General features: G+C 38.1%; 23 protein-coding genes and 3 tRNA genes. 13 read left to right on the forward strand and 13 right to left on the reverse strand.

From position 1 onward, the window contains the following. Nucleotides 1-228: 228 nt before the first annotated feature. Together asd and rsgA are read right to left on the reverse strand one after the other, a co-directional pair. Nucleotides 229-1,095, reverse strand: coding sequence for an archaetidylserine decarboxylase (asd, locus tag GQR56_RS06395; protein ID WP_346775749.1), 867 nt, complete (start codon nt 1,093-1,095; stop codon nt 229-231). Between the two features lie 14 nt (nt 1,096-1,109). Beyond that, on the reverse strand, nt 1,110-2,168 hold the full coding sequence (gene rsgA, locus GQR56_RS06400; RefSeq protein ID WP_024613050.1) for a small ribosomal subunit biogenesis GTPase RsgA: 1,059 nt from the start codon (nt 2,166-2,168) through the stop codon (nt 1,110-1,112). Between the two features lie 121 nt (nt 2,169-2,289). Here rsgA and orn point away from each other — a divergent pair, with 121 nt between their 5' ends. From orn to GQR56_RS06420, 4 genes are all read left to right on the forward strand, one after another. Next, a complete protein-coding gene (orn, locus tag GQR56_RS06405; RefSeq protein WP_024613049.1) occupies nt 2,290-2,835 on the forward strand; it encodes an oligoribonuclease in 546 nt (181 codons plus the stop codon). Between the two features lie 259 nt (nt 2,836-3,094). Then, nucleotides 3,095-3,170, forward strand: a tRNA-Gly gene (locus GQR56_RS06410). Nucleotides 3,171-3,367: 197 nt separating this feature from the next. Then, a tRNA-Gly gene (locus tag GQR56_RS06415) sits at nt 3,368-3,443 on the forward strand. A 51-nt stretch (nt 3,444-3,494) separates the two neighbouring features. Beyond that, nucleotides 3,495-3,570 (forward strand) — tRNA-Gly (locus tag GQR56_RS06420). A gap of 154 nt (nt 3,571-3,724) precedes the next feature. Here GQR56_RS06420 and GQR56_RS06425 read toward each other — a convergent pair. The 4 genes from GQR56_RS06425 to GQR56_RS06440 form a co-directional block, all read right to left on the reverse strand. Next, entirely contained in the window at nt 3,725-4,432 is a 708-nt protein-coding gene (locus GQR56_RS06425) for a metallophosphoesterase (protein ID WP_166109619.1), read from the reverse strand. Nucleotides 4,433-4,791: 359 nt separating this feature from the next. Beyond that, nucleotides 4,792-5,220: a secondary thiamine-phosphate synthase enzyme YjbQ gene (locus tag GQR56_RS06430; protein ID WP_166109621.1), complete on the reverse strand. Its 429-nt coding sequence runs from the start codon at nt 5,218-5,220 to the stop codon at nt 4,792-4,794. Then, nucleotides 5,217-5,684 (reverse strand): chemotaxis protein CheX, encoded by a 468-nt coding sequence (locus GQR56_RS06435; RefSeq protein WP_024613047.1) that lies wholly within the window; start codon nt 5,682-5,684, stop codon nt 5,217-5,219. Before GQR56_RS06435 ends, GQR56_RS06430 begins: the two co-directional genes overlap by 4 nt. Nucleotides 5,685-5,759: 75 nt before the next feature. After that, a complete protein-coding gene (locus tag GQR56_RS06440) occupies nt 5,760-6,197 on the reverse strand; it encodes a transcriptional repressor (RefSeq protein WP_024599240.1) in 438 nt (145 codons plus the stop codon). Between the two features lie 94 nt (nt 6,198-6,291). Between GQR56_RS06440 and GQR56_RS06445 the strand changes: the two genes are divergently transcribed. The 8 genes from GQR56_RS06445 to GQR56_RS06480 all read left to right on the forward strand — a co-directional run bounded on the left by GQR56_RS06445 (nt 6,292) and on the right by GQR56_RS06480 (nt 11,901). Beyond that, nucleotides 6,292-6,912, forward strand: a complete 621-nt coding sequence (locus tag GQR56_RS06445; protein WP_024613046.1) for a MarC family protein — start codon at nt 6,292-6,294, stop codon at nt 6,910-6,912. Nucleotides 6,913-7,035: 123 nt separating this feature from the next. Beyond that, complete coding sequence (dusA, locus tag GQR56_RS06450) at nt 7,036-7,968, forward strand: tRNA dihydrouridine(20/20a) synthase DusA (protein ID WP_231613260.1); 933 nt, start codon at nt 7,036-7,038, stop codon at nt 7,966-7,968. Between the two features lie 242 nt (nt 7,969-8,210). Next, nucleotides 8,211-8,891, forward strand: coding sequence for a PspA/IM30 family protein (locus tag GQR56_RS06455; RefSeq protein ID WP_166109625.1), 681 nt, complete (start codon nt 8,211-8,213; stop codon nt 8,889-8,891). A 9-nt stretch (nt 8,892-8,900) separates the two neighbouring features. Beyond that, on the forward strand, nt 8,901-9,107 hold the full coding sequence (locus GQR56_RS06460; protein ID WP_024610643.1) for a PspC domain-containing protein: 207 nt from the start codon (nt 8,901-8,903) through the stop codon (nt 9,105-9,107). A gap of 166 nt (nt 9,108-9,273) precedes the next feature. Further along, nucleotides 9,274-9,543 carry a hypothetical protein gene (locus GQR56_RS06465; RefSeq protein ID WP_240920915.1) on the forward strand — a complete coding sequence of 90 codons (270 nt, stop codon included), beginning with the start codon at nt 9,274-9,276 and terminating at the stop codon, nt 9,541-9,543. Nucleotides 9,544-9,619: 76 nt separating this feature from the next. Beyond that, complete coding sequence (locus GQR56_RS06470; protein ID WP_166109627.1) at nt 9,620-10,132, forward strand: copper chaperone PCu(A)C; 513 nt, start codon at nt 9,620-9,622, stop codon at nt 10,130-10,132. An 8-nt stretch (nt 10,133-10,140) separates the two neighbouring features. Beyond that, entirely contained in the window at nt 10,141-11,127 is a 987-nt protein-coding gene (locus GQR56_RS06475) for a DUF2333 family protein (protein ID WP_024610640.1), read from the forward strand. A 3-nt stretch (nt 11,128-11,130) separates the two neighbouring features. Further along, nucleotides 11,131-11,901, forward strand: coding sequence for a TIGR04219 family outer membrane beta-barrel protein (locus GQR56_RS06480; protein ID WP_166109629.1), 771 nt, complete (start codon nt 11,131-11,133; stop codon nt 11,899-11,901). Nucleotides 11,902-11,938: 37 nt separating this feature from the next. Here GQR56_RS06480 and GQR56_RS06485 read toward each other — a convergent pair whose 3' ends face one another. Continuing rightward, nucleotides 11,939-12,826, reverse strand: a complete 888-nt coding sequence (locus tag GQR56_RS06485) for a TIGR03899 family protein (RefSeq protein WP_166109631.1) — start codon at nt 12,824-12,826, stop codon at nt 11,939-11,941. Further along, the gene (locus tag GQR56_RS06490; protein WP_024609461.1) at nt 12,795-13,376 is read right to left on the reverse strand and encodes an SRPBCC family protein; all 582 of its coding nucleotides are present in this window, start codon (nt 13,374-13,376) and stop codon (nt 12,795-12,797) included. Before GQR56_RS06490 ends, GQR56_RS06485 begins: the two co-directional genes overlap by 32 nt. A 389-nt stretch (nt 13,377-13,765) precedes the next feature. On the opposite strand from GQR56_RS06490, the gene GQR56_RS06495 reads away from it, so the two are divergent. After that, nucleotides 13,766-15,943, forward strand: coding sequence for a YgiQ family radical SAM protein (locus GQR56_RS06495; protein WP_024609460.1), 2,178 nt, complete (start codon nt 13,766-13,768; stop codon nt 15,941-15,943). Between the two features lie 133 nt (nt 15,944-16,076). On the opposite strand, the gene GQR56_RS06500 is transcribed toward GQR56_RS06495, so the two are convergent. The 5 genes from GQR56_RS06500 to ptsN form a co-directional block, all read right to left on the reverse strand. Further along, nucleotides 16,077-16,406 carry a redoxin domain-containing protein gene (locus GQR56_RS06500; RefSeq protein WP_240920916.1) on the reverse strand — a complete coding sequence of 110 codons (330 nt, stop codon included), beginning with the start codon at nt 16,404-16,406 and terminating at the stop codon, nt 16,077-16,079. Between the two features lie 52 nt (nt 16,407-16,458). Further along, complete coding sequence (gene mgtE, locus GQR56_RS06505) at nt 16,459-17,817, reverse strand: magnesium transporter (protein WP_024609458.1); 1,359 nt, start codon at nt 17,815-17,817, stop codon at nt 16,459-16,461. A gap of 88 nt (nt 17,818-17,905) precedes the next feature. Then, a complete protein-coding gene (locus GQR56_RS06510; protein ID WP_166109633.1) occupies nt 17,906-18,178 on the reverse strand; it encodes an HPr family phosphocarrier protein in 273 nt (90 codons plus the stop codon). 38 nt (nt 18,179-18,216) lie between these two features. Next, nucleotides 18,217-19,065, reverse strand: a complete 849-nt coding sequence (rapZ, locus tag GQR56_RS06515) for an RNase adapter RapZ (RefSeq protein WP_024609456.1) — start codon at nt 19,063-19,065, stop codon at nt 18,217-18,219. Nucleotides 19,066-19,084: 19 nt separating this feature from the next. After that, nucleotides 19,085-19,537, reverse strand: a complete 453-nt coding sequence (gene ptsN / locus GQR56_RS06520; RefSeq protein ID WP_166109754.1) for a PTS IIA-like nitrogen regulatory protein PtsN — start codon at nt 19,535-19,537, stop codon at nt 19,085-19,087. Nucleotides 19,538-19,539: the final 2 nt, after the last annotated feature.

The raw sequence follows: 19,539 nt of genomic DNA on the forward strand, positions 1-19,539 counted from the left end.
TATATGTTTTGGTGTAATAAAAAACCAAGAAGCGTTTAAGCTCCAAGAAAGTTAAATACGACCTTGAAGCTTAAAATGAGAGATGGTATCTACAACACAGCGTTTCACGTCAAGTTCGATGTAATAAACACCGTAGACGCACAGGTTGCTGGCGTGATGGGCTACGTTTACAACAAAAAACCGCGTTAATTAAACGCGGTTTTTTTGATTTCTAATTAACGATTGATTTTAGTCGTTAATTTTTGCAAACGCAGTACCTAAGCGAGTCACCACTTCTGGTAATTGATCGTCCAGTATTTCAGCTTTATCAGCACCCCATGCAAGTACCACAGTAGAGCCTAATTTAAAGCGACCCATCTCTTCACCCTTTTTAAGCGTGATAGCGTTATCGCCAGTGGTTGGGTATTTCCAACTAAATACATCACTACCTGCTGGTGGCGTTACTGTACCTGCCCAAATAGTTTCTATACTTGCCACTATTGTTGCGCCAACAAGCACCATAGCAAGCGGACCAATTTCAGTTTCAAAAATTGCTACTACACGTTCGTTACGTGCAAACAAGTTAGGCACGTTTTGCGCTGTAAGCGGATTCACTGAAAATAAATCACCGGGTACGTAAATCATTTTACTTAGCGTACCATCAACTGGCATATGAATACGGTGGTAATCTTTTGGTGCTAAATAAATAGTCGCAAACTTACCGCCTAAAAACGGTATAGTGTCGTCTTGTGAGCCGCCCAATAGCGCTTGTAAGCTGTAATCGTGACCTTTAGCTTGTATTAGCTGTCCGTCAACAATATCGCCTAGCTGGCTGATTGCGCCATCCACTGGATGAATAATAATATTGCTATCTTCGACCATTGGACGCATGCCGTCTTTTAAAGGACGAGTAAAAAATTCATTAAAGCTTTTATAATGAGCGGGATCTGGATATTGCGCTTCACTCATATCTACTTTGTATTGCTTAATAAATAGTTTAATTAACGTGGTGGTTAACGCACCCGCTTTAGCTGCGGCTAATTTACCCACCACGCGTGAAATAAAATGTTTTGGCATTGCATACTGCATTGCGATTTTAAATTTGTCTAAACTCACAGTTTTTTCCTAAATTATACGCGAGGCGCGCGAGAGCCTGCACGACCATCAGCCATTGTTTCTAAAATTCGGTGGTAGCTGTCAAAACGCAATTGCGAAATTTTTCCATCAGCGACAGCTTCTTTAACTATACAGCCCGGATCGTTTAAATGTTTACAGTCTCTAAAACGGCATCCGCCTATAAATTCTCTGAATTCTTTAAAGCACCACGTTACACGCTCAACATCTAAGTGCCATAACCCAAACTCACGAATTCCTGGTGAATCGATTAAGTTACCGCCACTTGGTAAGTGGTGGAGGCGCGATACAGTTGTAGTGTGCTGCCCTAAGCCACTGTTTTCAGATACTTCTTTAGTTAATATTGCTGCATCGGGTAGTACGGTATTAACTAGGGTAGATTTACCTACGCCACTTTGCCCAACAAAAATATTATTTTTTCCAACAAGTACTTCTTTTAATTCGTTTATACCTTCGCTCGATATATTACTAACAAGTAATACCTTGTAGTCGAGCTTACGATATATATCGAGGATTTTATCTATTGCGGCAAGACCTTCAGCATCAATCAAATCAATTTTATTGAGCACTAAAATTGGCTCAATGCCCATATCTTCACAGGCAATTAAATAACGATCGATAATGCTAGGGGTAAATTCAGGTAATACAGCCGATACCATTAATATTTGGTCTATATTTGCTGCAATTACTTTTACGCCATCGTAAAAATCAGGGCGGGTAAGTTGTGAGCGACGCTCTTGCGTGGCTTCAATTACACCAGCTAAATCACCTTCGCTTACTTTTGCACGACGAAATAATACTTCATCGCCACACACTAAATTAGACACAGTACGGCGTATATTACAGCGAAGTACATCGCCATTTTCAGTTTCGACATCGGCATGCTGACCAAAACGACTAATTACAACGGCGCTTTCTACTTGACCTAAATTATCGGTTTGCCACTCTTGCGCCCCTTTTTTAGCCGGTTTTGCATCTGCGCTGTTAATACGCTTTTGATGGTTGGCCTTAATCTGACGAGATTGACCTTTACTTAATTTTTTCTGTTTTGCCACTGGAGGCCTATAACCTTAGTTAAATGTCGACTTTCCTAAAAAAAGCTTTAGCTCGACGTATGATGCTAATATGATATATCGAAATGCGTTGGATCTAAAGGAAAGCACCGCTTAGGTAATTATGACTATTAATAAATCAAATTTAATTTGGCTCGACCTTGAAATGACAGGGCTCGAACCCGAGACCGATAAAATACTCGAAATTGCGACTGTTGTCACTGACGCAGATTTGAATATATTAGCCGAAGGACCAACTATAGCTATTCATCAAAGTGATGAATTACTAAATGGTATGGACGAGTGGTGTACCACTCAGCACGGTAAGTCAGGTTTAACTGCTCGTTGTAAGGCAAGTACCTTTGATGAAGCCTATGCTGTAGAGCAAACTTTAGCGTTTTTAAAGCTATGGGTACCAGCTGGCGCTTCGCCAATGTGTGGTAACTCTATTGGGCAAGATAGACGCTTTATGAATAAGTATATGCGCGAACTTGAAGACTTTTTTCATTATCGAAATCTCGATGTAAGTACTATTAAAGAATTAGCGCGCCGTTGGAAGCCTGAGGTTCTTGCTCAAGTGAACAAAAAAGGCTCACATCTTGCTTTGGATGATATTATCGATTCGATTATGGAATTGAAGGTCTACAGAGAAAAGTTTTTTAATTTATAAAAAACACTTGCAAATAGAGCTCATTATTGTAGAATCCTGCCCCGCTCAAGACGATAACCCACGCGGGGTTAGTGTGTTTGAGTGATTGAATTACCATCAATAAATACGGTACTAGCTCAGTTGCTAGAATGTTGAACGCGACCCGTCGCGCACCAACGTAAAATAACTGAAGAAATAAAAGTGCGGTACTAGCTCAGTTGCTAGAATGTTGAACGCGACCTGTCGCGCACCAACGTAAAATAACTGAAGAAATAAAAATGCGGTACTAGCTCAGTTGGTAGAGCGCGACCTTGCCAAGGTCGAGGTCACGAGTTCGAGCCTCGTGTACCGCTCCAATTTCTAACCAAAAGAAATTGTAGTGATAGTAAATTTAGTAATGCGGTACTAGCTCAGTTGCTAGAATGTTGAACGCGACCCGTCGCGCACCAACGTAAAATAACTGAAGAAGTAAAAATGCGGTACTAGCTCAGTTGCTAGAATGTTGAACGCGACCCGTCGCGCACCAACGTAAAATAACTGAAGAAATAAAAATGCGGTACTAGCTCAGTTGGTAGAGCGCGACCTTGCCAAGGTCGAGGTCACGAGTTCGAGCCTCGTGTACCGCTCCAATTTCTAACCAAAAGAAATTGAAGTTATTTATATAACTAGAAATTTTATATGCGGTACTAGCTCAGTTGGTAGAGCGCGACCTTGCCAAGGTCGAGGTCACGAGTTCGAGCCTCGTGTACCGCTCCAATCTCTTATTTTAAAACCTCTAATAATCCTATTAAATTTATTTTCTATATTTTCTATATTTTCTATATTTTATTTATCTTTTTAGTTCTATAAAGCTGATAAAGATTATGCTTTTTAATTTTTTTAAAATGAGAATTAGATCAAAATTAGCAGGTTAGTCTAAAAACTTACTGGGTTCAATTAAACCTATTCTTCCTGTTTGATAACTTCCTAAATCCATAAAAGTCCGATTACCAATAGTGACATATTGACCAACAATCGCGTGACCATGAAAAACATGATCTATGTTTTCAACTAACTCTATTTCCTCAAGATCTATTTCCATTCGAAGTGACTGACGTTTTCTCCACATCATTCGTTTAGTCTCTAATACATCATCTAGTTCATTAGGATTAACTGTATTTAGTAATTCCACAACGTCAAACCAATCACAACTAAATGGCAACTCAGCATGAACTAAACCTACTTTTTTACCTGAAGGTAGACTTAACTCAATTGCCACTGGTAATTCGATAAATCGTTTACAAAAAGTAGCCAATTGCTCTTCTGATAGGTCTTTAGCCCAAGCTCCTCCAGAGCGGATCCAGCGTTTCCACCATTGCTCTGAACTTTCACTTACAGAATGAATTAACATTCGCTCATGATTGCCTTGAATAGCATAAAACCACGGCTTATCCAGCCACAATAGTGCCTGCTCAGATTCATCACCTCTATCAATTAGATCGCCTAAGCTGAAAAGTCTATCCTTAGCTTCATTAAAGCCTACGTCATTTAATTTTGATTGAAGAAGAGAGAAATGACCGTGAATATCAGAACAAATATAATCATTACCTAAGAGGTTTTCACTGAATTTAGCGATCATAAATAATATTACCGATTTGGTTATGTAGGTGTTACTTTATTTGCATTGTACCCGTTAAATATAAAAAACCATATTTTATGAATTCGGTTGTTTTTTAAAGAAAATTTAACTGAATATGTAAATTATAGTTTTATAATGCTATATCTGTTTTATGAATATATAGAGAACTGTCTGGCTGATATTTGCCCAAAATCGATAGGAAGCGACCGAGGTATAGGTAAGTATGATTTAAACTTTTTATTTTAATTAAATTTGAAACGTACAGTTTGTTGGTCTTAATTAAGCGAAAGGTAAATTTATAAACTAGAAGTGAGCACTTCTAGTGTGAGTAAACTTTAGGTAGTCAGTAAAAATAAAGCTTAAATTGTTTCACCTTGAATTGTTACTACAATACGTCTAGAACCACCAGAATCACGATGTTCACCTAAATAAATGCCTTGCCATGTACCTAACGCTAAATAACCATTTGAAATAGGAATACTTAGCTCGCAGCCTAACGTACTGGTTTTTATGTGTGCAGGCATGTCGTCGTCACCTTCATAATCGTGGCGATAATAAGGTTGACGCTCAGGAACGAATTTATTGAAATGGCTTTCCATGTCCATACGAACAGTGGGATCTGCATTTTCGTTTATTGTAAGGCTCGCTGAGGTATGCTGAATAAATAAATGTAACAAGCCTATTTTGTAACTCGCCAGTTCAGGAAGTTGAGATAATATTTCGTCATCAACTATATGAAAACCTCGCTGGCGAGGCTTTAATATAATTTGCTTTTGCTGCCAACTCATAGTTTATCGAAACTAACTTCGATGTTTGCATTTCCTGCATCGCAGCTAAATGGCATGATGATTTTTTTACCTTGGCTTTTATGAGTAATTGTATGACCTTTACCCGATACCACAATAGGCGTTGCCATATCAAAGTCGAAACCTTTCTCGCCAAGTAAATTTTTAGCACCACCAGTTACCATGTTGGTTATTTCGCCAACCATATCGGTGACTTCTTCATCTATTGTATCTGGACGGTCGCCAAGCATGCGTTCCATGATTGTTAGCGCTAATTCTTCATCAAAAGTAATTGAAAACGATCCACGAGTTTGAGGGCCCACCATACCAATCAGACCTGATACATCACCACAGGCGATTTCGTCCGTTTTAATACGAGGTTTACCTGGCTTTAATTGAGTCTGAGCCATTGTACTTAATACATTGATCAAAGAGGATAAAAACGGATTGATGAACTCTACATTCATATTGTTTACTCTTAAATTGGTGCTATTAAATGGCTACAACTATATGAGTATAGCCATTGAGAAAAACTTTGGGGATTACGATGCTCTACAAGACTCACATTTTCCATGAGCTTCGATAGTTTGTCCCGAAACAACAAATCCACCTTCGGCAGCTAAATTATTTAGCTCGTGTGAGATAACAGTTGAATGTAACTCTTTAACAAAACCGCATGTATCACAAATTAATAGTTGTACCGGATGAATATGATCAAAATGGTGACACAGCATAAATGCATTAGTGCTTTCAATTTTGTGAATAAAGCCTAGTTCAGCCAAAAAATCTAATGCACGATATATAGTGGCAGGTTTGGCACCTGTCTCTGTTACTTTTAATTGTTCGAGTAGATCGTATGCACCTACACCACCTTGTGCACTGGCGAGTAAGCGAAATACTTTCTCGCGGATTGGCGTAAAACGTGCACCACGGTTGTCACATACTTGTTTTGCTTTACTTACGAGTGATTCTATATTCATCATTCTCTCATCCTTATGCTACCGTGATATACTAACATACTGTGTTGTAGTTGCAGCGTTTTTATTAAGCGCTTTTTACCTAGGAAACCCAGTAATGCATGAACTATTAGCTATATTTATATTCTTTTTTGCGGTTATAGACCCAATTGGCACTGTACCTGTATTTATTGCAGTTACACGTGGTGAGGATGAAAAATTTAAACGTAAAGTTATATTAAAAGCGGTAGGCGTGTCTGCATTGGTACTCTTGTTTTTTGTGCTCGCGGGGGAGCAACTACTTAACGCAATTGAAATTCCACTTTCGGCTTTTCAAATAGCCGGCGGTATCATATTACTTATTTTTGCACTTTCAATGATATTTGGTGAAAGTAAACCAGAAACTGAAATTAAAAGTGTACGCGATAGTATGGAGACTGCCATTTTTCCGCTAGCTATTCCATCTATCGCCAGCCCCGGCGCTATGTTAGGTGCTGTATTGATGACCAGAAATGAAGAATATACCTGGGTTGAGCAGTTAATGACATCATCGATGATGCTTGCTGTACTGGCTGTTGTATTAGTTTTATTATTGCTTGCAACCCATGTACATAAATTAATTGGTGACAGTGGTGCAAGTATAATAAGTAGAATAATGGGGCTTATTTTAAGCTCGGTTGCGGTTACCAATATTTTAAATGGCATAGCCCATTATTTTGGCTTGCAGGTGTATTCTTAACATTGATGCCCGTTAGGCTTTTGTGTAATATGCAGCGCCTTTTAAGCTGTGCTTAATAACTTTAATACCCTGAGGTTTGCTTTGAATAAATGTACTTTGGATAGACGCTTTTCTGTGGCCCCAATGCTTGATTGGACTGATCGCCATTGTCGTACTTTTCATCGCAAAATGACTAAACATACTGTGCTTTACACCGAAATGATAACCACGGGGGCTATTTTATTTGGTCGAGGTGATTACTTGCATTTTAATAAGCACGAAGGTCCTGTTGCACTGCAACTTGGTGGCTCTGACCCTAAAGCGCTTGCGCAATGTGCAAAGTTAGCGGGTGAACGTGGCTACGATGAAATAAATTTAAATGTAGGTTGCCCGTCAGACCGAGTTCAAAATGGCCGTTTTGGCGCTTGTTTAATGGGCGAGCCTCAGTTAGTTGCTGACTGTGTTGCGGCAATGAAAAGTGAAGTAAATATTCCAGTTACTGTCAAAACGCGCATTGGTATTGATGAGCAAGACTCGTATGAGTTTTTATGTGCACTTATTGAAGCATCACATAAAGTAGGGTGTGACGATTTTATTATCCATGCTCGCAAAGCGTGGTTAAAAGGTTTGAGCCCGAAAGAGAATCGTGAAGTTCCTCCTCTTGATTATCCGCGAGTTTATCAGCTTAAAAAAGATTACCCACAGCTAGATCTAAGCCTTAACGGTGGTGTTAAAACGATTGAGCAGAGCCTAGAACATTTGCAACATATTGATGGTGTAATGATTGGACGAGAAGCTTACAGCAATCCATTTATATTAAATGAAGTAGATGAAAAAATTTATGGAGATGTTGCTAATATGCAATCTCGTCATGATGTTGTGCGTTCTATGTATACTTATATTGAAGAAGAAATGCGCCTTGGTGCTAATTTTTGGCATGTAGCACGCCACATGTTAGGTATTTTTCAGGGGCAACCTGGTGCACGTGGATTTAGACGACATTTATCAGAAAATGGTCATGGGAAGCAAGCCGACTTGTCGGTAATGGATAAAGCATTAAGCTTTGTACCTGAATGAATTTAGATTAAAACATTAAATATTAAGCCACTTTCGAGTGGCTTTTTTGATCCCACAATTTAGTCAAAAATATAGTTTATTGGTTAATTACACTCTGCTTTGTTCAGTTTGAAGTCATTAAAAATTTAATGCTTAACTATTTAATTGTTTGATATTAAACGTTTTATTTTTGTTTTTATGAACTTGGCACAACTCTTGGAATCCCCTTGTTGTAATCAATTTGAAATTAACAGGAGAAGACCGTGGGAATATTTAACCGGGTAAGTGATGTAATTCAATCAAACATTGTAGCTATGCTGGATAAGGCTGAAGATCCTGAGAAGTTACTTAATTTAATGCTTAACGACATGCAAGATGCGTTAAACGAGTGTCGAACCACAGCTGCCGCTTTACTATGCGAAGAGAAAATAATTACTCGTCAAATTGAAAATAAAGAAGGTGAGTTAGCTCATTGGCAATTAAAAGCAGAGTTAGCAGTAGAAAAAAGTCGTGATAACTTAGCTAAATCCGCATTACTCGAAAAGCAACGTGTTAGCGAAAGTATTGCTAGTAAGCAAGCGCAACTAAAAACATTGCAAGAGTCTATTTTAAAAATTAAAGCTGATTGTGAGCGACTTCAACAAAAAATGGTTCAGGCTAAATCAAAACAAACTCAACTAATGCAACGTCATAATATAGTAATTGCTAGAAAGCGAATTAGTACGCAATTACAAAGCGATAAGGTTGCACATGCATTATCTCGCTTTGAGCAAATAGAGCAACGTGTTGAGGGTATTGAATCTCAAATAGAGGCTTATGATTTAACTGACACAGCGAGAACTACTGCAGTTCAAATTGAATTGTTAGTTAAAAATGAAAAAGTTGATGCCGAGCTAGCTAGTTTAAAAGCAAGTTTAAAAACTAATTTACAGAAGACCGCTTAGGAGGTTGTTATGAGTAATTTTAATCATCAACGTAATTGGTATAAAAACACGCTTAACAAAAAAATATCAGGCGTATGTAGTGGGTTGGCTCATAGGTTAGATTTTCCTGTATGGGCAACGCGTTTGGTAACCGTTTTGTTATTTTTGAGTTTTCCATTTGTAATAGCGCTAGGTTATTTTATAGCGCATTGTTGTCTTGAAGAAAAAGCGTATTAATATGTACTCGGGTTATATGATTTTGCTAAGTCAATTTAGCGCAACTTATTTTGTAATTGCTACCTATAAGTGATTTATTAACCCGAATTAAGGAGTGATAAAATGAAAACCTTGGCTGTATGTGTATTGGTTTATTTATTATTTATTATTTTTTACTGATTTTATATTGTTTATACATTTTGATACTTGGCAGTTTCCGCTTTGGATTGCAGATATTAGCTGGGTGGGGCTTGAGTTAGTTGGTGCTTTAGTGGCAATTGTTTCTGTAGTCGCTGTTGTTGCGTTAATGGCTATGGGATTAGTTGGTGTAGGTATAGTTGCACTTGTAGGTACTGTTTTAGCTCTTTTATTTGGAACAGCAATGATTACATGGTCGTTACTATTTGTTGCTGTATTGTGTTGGTTAGTTATCGGTAACAAAAAAGTGGCTCCTTAATCCTTAATTTTACTGACTATTATAAGTTAACTATGTTAAATTTAGCATGCTATTTTATGTTTTAATAAGGATGAGTATGATGACGAAACTATGTTTTTCGATGGCTTCTGCATTAATGTTTAGTTTTTTTTCGTCATCGTTGTCAGCGCATTCAGGGCATGAACACGGTACTGATGTAGTCGAACTTGAAGTTAGTAATGCCCAAGTTAGAGAGTTTTTGCCTGCAAGTACATCAAGCGTAGGTTACTTAACCATTACTAATCATAGTGGTAATGCCGCTACCTTAACAAAGGCAAGTATTGATGGGTTAGGTCGTGTAGAAATACATGAGCATTCACACGCTAATGGCATGATGAAAATGCAAAAGGTTGAATCGGTAGTAATTAAAGCGCACAAAAGTGTAAGCTTTCAACCTGGTGGCTATCATTTAATGGTATTTGAGCCGCAAGAACCATTAAAAATAGGGCAAGAACGAAAACTCACGCTATATTTTAGTGACGGTAACCGTTTGTTTACTAATGCTCAAGTTGTCTCACTTGAAGCGCAAGCTGAACAGTCAAAACCATCAACTCAACATTCTCACCACTAGGAGTATATATGTCGCAACATAAAGGGAAAATAGCAGGAATAGTTATTTTACTGCTTATTATATTTTACGCCATTGCTGTTTATTGGAGCACAGAGCCTTCACGGTTTGATGTTGTTGCAAATGCAAAAGAACAAGCAGAGCTTAGAAGTGAACAAATGGTGATTGGCTACACAACTACATCAACACTTATTACCGTTGCCAGTACTTTACTTGATAAACCAGGTGGTTACTTATCAAATGATGTAATGCCGCCAAGTATTATTATGGATGATATGCCTGCATGGGAGTACGGTGCGTTAGAAATGGTACGTGATTTATCGCTTTCTATGCGAAAAGACTTTAGCCGTTCGCAATCACAATCAACAGAGCATGAAGCGCTTAAAAAAGCACAGCCTCAGTTTAATATAAGCTCTGAAGCATGGGCTTGGCCAAGTGCCGAAGGTGAGTATCAAAAAGGGATTGATTATCTAGTCGTTTATCGTTCGCAAATTGCAAACCAGCATGAGCGTGATAGTCAATTTTACGCACGAGCAGATAACTTACGTAGTTGGCTTAAAGAAGCTGAAAAACGTTTGGGTAGCTTAAGCCAGCGTTTAAGTGCCAGTGTAGGTCAGGAAAAAGTGAATACCGATTTAGCGGGTAATTCATCTAATAAACAAGCAACTCTTGCTCCTCTACAGCAGCAAGTAAGAACACCGTGGTTAGAAATTGACGATGTGTTTTATGAATCGCGTGGTGCTACTTGGGCGTTACTGCACTTTTTACAAGCGATAGAGTATGACTTTAATGATGTGCTTGAAAAGAAAAATGCACGTGTAAGTGTTCAGCAAATTATACGTGAGCTTGAGGCTACTCAAGAGGTAGTGTGGAGCCCACTTATTTTAAACGGGAATGGTTTTGGCTATGTGGCTAACCACTCTTTAGTTATGGCGAATTATATTTCTAGAGCCAATGCGGCTTTAATCGAACTCAGCGAACTACTAGCTCAAGGATAAAAAATGAAAAAGTATTGTTTAGCAGCAGCCCTTTCAATGGCATGTTTAGCACCCGCAGCGCAAGCTGACACTCTACTAGGTTTATACGTAGGTGTTGATGGGTGGAAATCAGATAATGATGGTCAGTTTTCTTACAAAAATAATGCACCTCAAGATTTTGATTTTGAAGATGAGACTTTTGTAAGTTATTACGCTGCGCTTGAGCACCCAGTGCCTCTAGTACCAAACATTAAGTTAAAGTATACAGAGCTTGAGTTAAATGGTGATGCGGTTATTGGTGAAACGTTTAGTTTTAATGGCAGTACCTTCGATACAAACAGAAAAGTAAATACGGTTAGTGATTTATCACATATTGATTATATTCTTTACTACGAAATTTTTGATAACGATTTAATCTCGATTGACTTGGGTTTAAACGCTAAGCAGTTCGATGGAGAAATTACAGTAAAGTATGATGATGATGAACGAGATGTTTCTCAAGTAGAAACAAAAAACTTCTCTGGTTTTGTTCCATTAGCTTATGGTCGTGCTGAAGCAGGCTTACCATTTACTGGCTTGAGTGTGTTTTTTGAAGGTAGCTTTTTGGCAATCGACGATAGCAAAGTACAAGATTACCAAGTAGGTGTTGCTTGGGAATTAATTGACAACCTAGCTGTTGATGTTGCTGTTAAAGCAGGTTACCGTTCAATGGTATTAGAGCTTGATGATGTAGATGATGTTACAACTGATATTGATGCATCTGGTCCGTTTGTGGGTCTTCAGGTTCATTTTTAATTAGCTATCTCTGTCTAATTAAATAAAGTGTGGCGTGTTATTTTATAGCATGCCACATTAAATCAAACTCCACCTCTAGCGCATTATTTATTAGCTGCTTATACACTTTATTTACGGGGAATTTTATAAGTTTAGATAGCTCATCACCTGTTTGGGTAAACTTATAATAACTCAGTACTAAGTCGTTACTTTTTGCTTTTAACGTTACTTTTTGAGATAAAAATGAGAGCGTGAGTTCTTGTCCCACTTTTAAAACTGCTGATTCTATTTCTTTTCTGTACAGTAAATTAAGATCCATGAGCGTTAAAATATCTGGAAAGCTAATGCCTGTTTTTCCTAAGTTTAAAGATACTTTATTGCCTTTACGTAGCAAATCAAATAAGGATGGTTTTTTATAAAAACCAAGTAAAATAAAGTGGCTATCATCTTTTTCATTGTAACCAGAAAGCGATACACACTTTTGTAGAGAATCAGCTTCGCGCTGGGTCATATGCTTTAGGGTTTGTAAGCTTTTAATTGAAAAAGTACCCGGATTTAGTGTCTCTCCCGTTAAAATTTTTGCCCATAGAGTTTGCATCGATTCATTTGAAGTGTCTTCACATAGAGCAATGAAATGCTCTACCCAGTCAGCATCTGGTCGTTTACTACTGGTTACATCGGGGCAAAAGCTCATTGCCATAGCTAAAATTGTTTCTATATTTTGCTGTTGTTTAATGAGTAGTAGATTTTGCCTTTTTTGAGCGCGAGCTAAAATAGAGTTATCACTATTGATATGATAAAGCGGTTTTATTTTTCCTTGCGGATCATAACCTTGCTCATTAACAGGAAGTACTCCATTGCTTCCAACCTTTGTTATTGAATAGCCAAGTAGCGACTCTATTGTATTTGCAAGATTAATTCGGGCTTGTGCTGTTTTGACTGTCATGACTTTCCATTATGCTTTGCATATCACTTAATTGAGCAACCGTTTTTAAGTTATTTAACCCAAGTGCTACAGTGTTACCCAACACGTACTCACTAAGTATAGCCATATAGCCTGAAATAAGTATTGTATTGGCTTGCCCTTCAATATGGCATATGACTGTTACAGATTGGTTTTCTTCAATAAATGCGAGAGTACCTTGCACTATGTTTTCATCATCCAGTAGCATATTAAAGCTCATTTTATTTTGGCTTATAGAGGTAATAGTCATTTCGCCATAACCCCATTTACTTACCCATGATTGATGAGCACCTACACCTAAACTTGGCTCATTTACCGTAAATTTAATTGATGGATCGACCTGCTGCCAAGGTGACCATTTATGCCATTGATTAAAGTCGGTTACTAATGATTTGATTGTGCGAGTGTTGGCGTTTATCTCAATTTTTTTATCAACACTATAATTTTGAGGAAGCGTTAGCCCAATCACTACGGCTACGAGTAATAAAAGAAAAAGGGATTGTAAGAATAATTTTAACAGTTTAATAAGCACGCCTTAACTAGTATTTAGCTTGAAATATAAAACTTTTTATTAATCGACTATAGTACGATTTAGGCTATAAACCAAAACTATATTTTATTGACCATATAATAAAATCGTTATAAATATGAGTTGTATTTTATTGTAATACGCAAAAGAATCAAAATGAGAGCAGCGCTTTTAATTTTATTTTTTAAACAAAACTATGTTGTAACTCGTTATTAAAATATATAAAAGTACCTAACAATGAATTGCTCTAGTTCATAATCAGGTTTCAAAAAAGATTACTTAATATAAAGAATTATTTAGAAGTAAAGGTCCTATGCGCTGTAAAAGCGTTGTATATATAAACAATTTAGTAGGGTATAATTCGCGCCCTTTGTTATTCCACGGTCAAATTTATGAGCACACTCAAAGCTAAGCGCGCCTTATTCTCTTACCCAAAATACTGGGCTGAGTGTTACGGCACAGCACCATTTTTACCTACTACACGAAAAGAAATGGATGCACTTGGCTGGGACAGCTGCGACATAATAATAATTAGTGGTGATGCTTACGTCGATCATCCTAGTTTTGGTATGGCGGTAATTGGTCGAGTCCTTGAAGAGCAAGGCTTTAGAGTGGGTATTATTGCGCAGCCAGAATGGGACTCTAAAGATGCATTTATGGAGCTGGGCAGACCCAACTTATTTTTTGGTGTAACAGCCGGCAACATGGATTCGATGATTAACCGTTATACAGCTGAAAAACGTATGCGCCATGATGATGCATATACGCCAGATAACGTAGGTGGTAAACGTCCAGATCGCGCCGTAATGATTTACTCTCAAAAATGCCGTGAAGCATACAAAGGAATACCAATAGTTATTGGTGGTATTGAAGCGAGTCTTCGTCGTATTGCTCATTACGACTATTGGCAAGAAAAAGTACGCCGTAGTATTTTGTTTGATGCAAAAGCTGATATTTTAATTTACGGTAACGCAGAGCGTCCGTTAGTTGAAGTTGCACACCGTATCGCTGCGGGTGAAACAATGGATACTATTCAAGATATTCGCGGCACGGCTGTTATTAGAAAAGAACCTTTACCAGGTTGGCGTGGTAGTGACTCTACCGCTATAGATAAAATTGGTAAAATTGACCCTATTCCAAATCCATACGGCGCTGATGATGTTGGCTGTAGTAAATCTGAATTTAAACAAGCCGGTATAGATTTAAAGGCAGAAGCTGCAAAACCAATTATGGTTCAGCCTGCGCGACCTAAACCATGGGAAAAAACTTACGTTAAGTTACCTGCTTATGAGCAAGTAAGTGTTAACAAACCTTTATATGCCCATGCTTCGCGTATTTTACATCAAGAAACAAACCCTGGTTGTGCAAGAGCGCTGTTTCAACGACATGGCGAACGCTCTATTTGGGTTAACCCGCCAGCATATCCATTAGAAACACATGAAATGGATGCTGTATTTGGTTTGCCGTATCAGCGTATTCCTCACCCAAGTTATGGCGATGCTAAAATACCAGCTTATGACATGATAAAAACGTCTGTAAATATTATGCGTGGCTGTTTTGGTGGTTGCTCATTTTGCTCAATTACGGAGCATGAAGGGCGTATTATTCAAAGTCGTTCGCAAGAATCTATCATTGAAGAAATTGAACAGATTAGAGATAAAGTACCAGGCTTTACTGGTGTTATTTCTGATTTAGGTGGTCCAACGGCAAATATGTATAAACTGCGTTGTACTAGCAAAAAGGCAGAAAGTACCTGTAGACGTTTATCATGTGTGTATCCTGAAATTTGTAAGCACATGGATACAGATCATACGCCAACAATAGACTTGTACAAAAAAGCACGTGAAGTTAAGGGTATTAAAAAGGTATTGATTGCTTCTGGTGTACGTTACGACTTAGCTGTACGCGACCCGCGTTATGTTAAAGAGTTAGTAACTCATCACGTAGGCGGTTACTTAAAAATAGCGCCAGAGCATACCGAAGACGGTCCATTATCAAAAATGATGAAACCAGGCATGGGGGCGTACGATCAATTTAAAGAATTATTTGATAAGTACTCTAAAGAAGCAGGTAAAAAGCAGTATTTAATTCCTTACTTTATTTCTGCTCATCCAGGCACAAAAGATGAAGACATGGTAAACATGGCTTTATGGCTTAAATCGAATGACTTTAAGCTGGATCAGGTGCAAAACTTTTACCCATCACCAATGGCTAATGCGACGACTATTTACCACACAGAGATGAACTCTTTACGTAATATAAAAAATAATACAGAAGTTGTTCCAGTACCTAAAGGTGCACGCCAGCGTAGATTGCATAAAGCAATTTTACGTTACCATGATGCAGCAGGTTGGCCGATGATACGTGAAGCACTGCGTAAAATGGGTAAAGCTAATTTAATTGGTAAAGGACCTAACTGTTTAGTGCCTGAAGAAGGGCGAGATGAGAAATCAGGTAAAGGTGATAGTAAAGGCGGACGTCCTGCATTAACGCGACATACTGGTTTTAGCCAATTTAAAAAGGCAAACACTAAACCAAAAGTAGGCGGTAATCGTCAAAGTACACGTTAGTGATTAAATCTACTAATTAAATTAGTAGATTAGTTTTAACTGCGTTACTGTTGTTTAAGCTCGCATAATACGTAAATTAAGTGAAACTTGCTCTTTATTGGCTATATCATTTTAGGTGATAAAGAGTGGGTTTTTAGAAGCTCCCTCTAGTGTATATATTCTCGTTTGCGAGTTCGTTTATTGAAGGGGAGGTAACACTACAAATAGGGCACCAAGTTCCCCAAAAATACACAAGCGTTGGTTTGTCTTGGCTCATTGCTGCTAGATCAATGTTGTGCCCTTTATAATCTATTAATTGTAATTGAGGATTTGCTGGCATAACAGGTTGTCGCCACCAATTTACAGCATTATAAATTACGAAAAATATGAAGCCATATATCAACACACTCTTTAATATTGATAAGCCTTTTTGTTTTGGCGTTTTTTTAGGTGTGTCTTTTTTATTTTTGGTATTAGTTGTCATAATAGCTGCTTTTTCTCTAAATACGTTAACTTCAAAAATTTACATTTTAAACTTATATCAGCAGCCATGTTGCGGTGCCTAAAAAGGCGAATATACCCACAATATCTGTGATTGTAGTTAAAACTACACTACCTGCAAGCGCGGGATCTATATTCATCTTTTTAAGAATAATAGGGATACTCGCACCAGCAACGCCGGCCACAACCAGATTCATAAACATAGCAAAGGCAAGTACGCCACCAAGCATAAAGTCCCATTGCCATAGCGCGATAACACCTGCAATTAACAACGACCACAAAACACCGTTTAACGCGCCAATGGCAAGTTCTTTCATCATTAAAAAGCGTTGGTTAGTTTGATTAATATGACCCACTGCAATACCGCGAATAACGAGAGTTAGCGATTGGCTACCTGCAACACCGCCCATTGAAGGAACAATACCGTTAAGTACAGCTAAAATAGGTAAAACATCTAAAGTACCTTCAAAAAAGCTAGCTACAAAAGCAGCAGCAAGGGCTGTTAACAAGTTAACACCTAACCAGACTGAGCGTTTTTTCGAGCTTTTTAAAACGGGAGCAAAGGTGTCTTCTTCATCATCAAGACCGGCTAAACTAAGTAAGCTATGCTCTGCATCTTCTCGTATTACGTCAACAATATCATCGATTGTTACACGGCCAAGTAGCTGATCGTTATCATCTACAACAGGGGCTGATATCCAGTTATGACGTTCAAATAATTGCGCAACCTCACTTTCATCCATAGAAATTGGAATAGATTCGCAATCTTCATCCATTAAATCGAGGACAATTTTTTCAGGTGGATTAGTCAGTAATGTGCTTAATGACAAAGCGCCTATGAAGCAGTTATGTTTATCTACTACATATAAGTCATCGGTACCTTCAGGGAGCTCACCACGCAGCCTAATATAGCGCAAAACAACATCAAGAGTTACGTCAGGGCGAATGGTTACCGTATCGGTATTCATTAACGCACCAGCAGAGCGCTCTTGATAAGAAAGAGCTTGCGTGGCACGTTCACGGTCTTGAATATCCATAGCGCTAACAACGTCTTTGTAGACGGTATCCGGCAGGCTACGTAATACTTCTCCTAGGTCATCGTGCCCCATATCTTCAGTGGCTGCAGCAATGTGCTTAGGTTCCATTTGAGCAATAATGCCCAAACGTACATCTTCAGAAAGCTCTTCAAGTACATCGCCCTGTACATCTGGGTCGACCAATTGCCAAAGCAGTCGGCGGATTTTATGCGGCGACGACTCTAATAATAATGCAGTATCACAAGGAGCGGTTTTAGCTAACATGCGCCTAACTTGAACAAATTGACCACTGTTAAGCGACTTTGTCACTTGTTTTAATTGTTGTAGTGGGTAGTCTTGTTCAAAAGCTTCGGGCATTGGCGTCCTTAATTAATTTTAATATTACTTTGGTAGGGGAGGTTACTAACTTTTTTGGTTTATCTAATTTTTGATTCTTTATTGCTGACTATTCTTGTTCGTTAAATCGTTGCGCTATTAACTGACCAACAGCGTGCAAAGCTTGCTCTGCATCGGGTCCTTTACATACCACTTTAACTTCTTTTCCTTGGCTACTCTCTAGTAGCATTAAGCCTAAAACACTATCACCGGCAGCTTCTTTGCCATCTTGAAATATAGTAATTGAAGCGTCGAATTGTACGGCTAATTGTGCAAGCACCGTTGCAGCTCTAGCGTGTAAGCCTAATTTGTTTTTTATTAAAAACGTGTCTTCTAAACGCATAAGTTACTCTACCTAAGCTGAACAGGTGATTATTTAAATTATTTATTTTCTTGTTCACGATGACGAATTTTTACATTTGGGTGAGTCATCGAAAAGCTTTCACCAATCGTTTGTGCTAAATACACTGAACGATGCTGCCCACCGGTACAACCAATAGCAATGGTTAAGTAGCTACGATTATTTCGTTCTAAATGAGGTAACCACGTTTGCACAAAGGTTTGAATTTGCCATGTAAACTTTTGCACAATACTATGATTAGCTAGGTAGTCTTTAACGGGCTGATCTAATCCTGTTAAAGGTTTTAATTCGGGCTCCCAATGTGGGTTTGGTAAAAAACGTGCATCAAAAACATAATCTGCTTCTTTAGGTATTCCGTATTTAAAGCCAAATGATTCAAAAGTAACAATAAGCTGTTTGTCTTTTTTACCAAGTATTTTTTCTCTGATAGATTCAGCGAGTTGGTGAACACTTAACTCGCTGGTATCAATCATAAAATCAGCTCTGGTTGTTAGCACATCAAGTAATTCTTTTTCTTTTTTTATAGCTAAATCAAGTGGCAATGAGTCGACAGAAAGAGGGTGTAGTCGTCGCGTTTCAGAAAAACGTTTTATTAATACTTGATCTTCGCTGTCTAAATAAAACAGCGTTGGTTTAGCAAAACCAGGTAAATACTCAAAAATATCATTGAACTGTTCTTGTTCTTTTGGCAAGTTTCGAACATCAATACTCACTGCTATTTTGTCGTAGTTGTCAGAGACACTTCGCACTAAAGAAGGCAGCAGGTTTAGTGGAATATTATCTACGCAATAATAACCTAAGTCTTCAACTACGCGTAAAGCTACCGATTTTCCAGAACCTGATCGGCCACTTATGATAATTAATTCCATTTAACACCTTTTTTATTAATTATGATTGATCAACAATAACTTGGTATAGCTCTGTATCTGATTTTGCACAGCGTAACTGCTTACAAAATTCTTTGTCGTTTAGTTTATCAGCAATGGTTGCTAGAGTCTTTAAGTGCTGTTGGTTATCACCATCTGGTACGATGAGTGCAACAAAAATATCTACAGGGCGGTTATCTATCGCATCAAAGTTAATAGGTGTTTCGCTAACAAGTACTAAAGCTAAAGGTTCTTCTACGCCACTCATTCGTCCGTGAGGTATTGCAATACCTTTACCAATGCCTGTACTACCTAGTTTTTCTCTGCTTAGTAAAGCGCTAAGAATATCTTGTTGAGATAAGTAAGGAAGCTTGTTGTGAGCAAGTTCGCTAATAAACTCTAAAATTCTTTTTTTACTATTAAAAAGGACCGCAGCTTTGCTGCAGTCCTGACATATAAGTGAACTTAGTTTCATAA

Origin of the sequence: Pseudoalteromonas sp. Z9A5, from assembly GCF_011378875.1 — a bacterium.
Classification (GTDB): Bacteria; Pseudomonadota; Gammaproteobacteria; order Enterobacterales; family Alteromonadaceae; genus Pseudoalteromonas.

Bases quoted from the DNA above. Each gene is read 5' to 3' on its own strand.
- rapZ (WP_024609456.1), bottom strand. From the start codon at position 19,065: ATGGAATTAATTATCATAAGTGGCCGATCAGGTTCTGGAAAATCGGTA.
- GQR56_RS06500 (WP_240920916.1), bottom strand. From the start codon at position 16,406: ATGACAACTAATACCAAAAATAAAAAAGACACACCTAAAAAAACGCCA.
- GQR56_RS06480 (WP_166109629.1), top strand. From the start codon at position 11,131: ATGAAAAAGTATTGTTTAGCAGCAGCCCTTTCAATGGCATGTTTAGCA.
- GQR56_RS06435 (WP_024613047.1), bottom strand. From the start codon at position 5,684: ATGAATGTAGAGTTCATCAATCCGTTTTTATCCTCTTTGATCAATGTA.
- GQR56_RS06430 (WP_166109621.1), bottom strand. From the start codon at position 5,220: ATGAGTTGGCAGCAAAAGCAAATTATATTAAAGCCTCGCCAGCGAGGT.
- dusA (WP_231613260.1), top strand. From the start codon at position 7,036: ATGCTTGATTGGACTGATCGCCATTGTCGTACTTTTCATCGCAAAATG.
- GQR56_RS06440 (WP_024599240.1), bottom strand. From the start codon at position 6,197: ATGAATATAGAATCACTCGTAAGTAAAGCAAAACAAGTATGTGACAAC.
- GQR56_RS06470 (WP_166109627.1), top strand. From the start codon at position 9,620: ATGATGACGAAACTATGTTTTTCGATGGCTTCTGCATTAATGTTTAGT.
- GQR56_RS06495 (WP_024609460.1), top strand. From the start codon at position 13,766: ATGAGCACACTCAAAGCTAAGCGCGCCTTATTCTCTTACCCAAAATAC.
- GQR56_RS06510 (WP_166109633.1), bottom strand. From the start codon at position 18,178: ATGCGTTTAGAAGACACGTTTTTAATAAAAAACAAATTAGGCTTACAC.
- GQR56_RS06425 (WP_166109619.1), bottom strand. From the start codon at position 4,432: ATGATCGCTAAATTCAGTGAAAACCTCTTAGGTAATGATTATATTTGT.
- GQR56_RS06485 (WP_166109631.1), bottom strand. From the start codon at position 12,826: ATGACAGTCAAAACAGCACAAGCCCGAATTAATCTTGCAAATACAATA.
- orn (WP_024613049.1), top strand. From the start codon at position 2,290: ATGACTATTAATAAATCAAATTTAATTTGGCTCGACCTTGAAATGACA.
- mgtE (WP_024609458.1), bottom strand. From the start codon at position 17,817: ATGCCCGAAGCTTTTGAACAAGACTACCCACTACAACAATTAAAACAA.
- GQR56_RS06460 (WP_024610643.1), top strand. From the start codon at position 8,901: ATGAGTAATTTTAATCATCAACGTAATTGGTATAAAAACACGCTTAAC.
- GQR56_RS06475 (WP_024610640.1), top strand. From the start codon at position 10,141: ATGTCGCAACATAAAGGGAAAATAGCAGGAATAGTTATTTTACTGCTT.
- ptsN (WP_166109754.1), bottom strand. From the start codon at position 19,537: ATGAAACTAAGTTCACTTATATGTCAGGACTGCAGCAAAGCTGCGGTC.
- GQR56_RS06445 (WP_024613046.1), top strand. From the start codon at position 6,292: ATGCATGAACTATTAGCTATATTTATATTCTTTTTTGCGGTTATAGAC.